Genomic DNA, 725 nt, shown 5'->3' on the forward strand with positions numbered 1-725 from the left:
ACCGGCGTGGATCTCACGATCCGTGATCTGGCGGAGGCGGTGGCTGAGGCCACCAGCTTCCAAGGCGAGATCCATTGGGATACCAGCAAACCTGATGGCACGCCGAAGAAACAGCTGGATGTGAGCCGGCTGGCCGCCCTGGGTTGGCGGGCACACATCTCGTTGAGAGAGGGCCTTAAGAGCACGGTGGCACTCTTCCGTGATCAGCTTCGCCAGCAGCTGGTGCGCCTCTGACCTTGATTGCAATTCAGCAATGAAAAATCGCATCCACCTCCGCGGCATCGGCCTGGCCACGACAGGCGCTACACGATTGATGCCAGCAAGATCGAGGCGGAGCTGGACTGGACGCCGCAGGTGAACGTGCAGGAGGGCTTGCGGCGCACGGTGGAGTGGTATCTCACCCACCAGGATTGGTGGCAGCCCCTGCTCGAGCGAGGAGCGCCGTGATGCAGATCCTTCCCCAGGCATTCCCGAGCTGGTGCAGCACAACCAATCGCGCAGCCGGCGTGGCGTGCTGCGCGGGCTGCATTACCAGCTAGTGCAGCCGCAAGGAAAGCTGGTGCGCTGCGCTTGGGGCCAGGTGTTTGATGTGGCGGTGGATGTGCGCCGCGGCTCCCCCACGTTTGGCCAATCGGTGAGCCGCCGGGCTTTGCACATGGCTTTTTGGTGCTGAGTGAGGTGGCCGATTTCTGCTATCTCTGCTCGGAGTACTACCACCCCCAGAG

Annotated in this window: 1 protein-coding gene and 2 pseudogenes; all 3 read left to right on the top strand. The window is 62.8% G+C overall.

Going from position 1 to position 725, the window contains the following annotated elements; genetic code table 11:
- Nucleotides 1-234 (top strand): annotated as a pseudogene (locus C7K08_RS14880) (GDP-L-fucose synthase); the annotation flags it as partial.
- Nucleotides 235-240: 6 nt separating this feature from the next.
- The gene (locus C7K08_RS14885; protein ID WP_106501204.1) at nt 241-447 is read left to right on the top strand and encodes a GDP-mannose 4,6-dehydratase; all 207 of its coding nucleotides are present in this window, start codon (nt 241-243) and stop codon (nt 445-447) included.
- Nucleotides 448-469: 22 nt separating this feature from the next.
- A pseudogene (locus C7K08_RS14890) lies at nt 470-725 on the top strand (dTDP-4-dehydrorhamnose 3,5-epimerase family protein); the annotation flags it as partial.

The organism is Synechococcus lacustris str. Tous (assembly GCF_003011125.1).
Lineage (GTDB): Bacteria > Cyanobacteriota > Cyanobacteriia > PCC-6307 > Cyanobiaceae > Synechococcus_D > Synechococcus_D lacustris.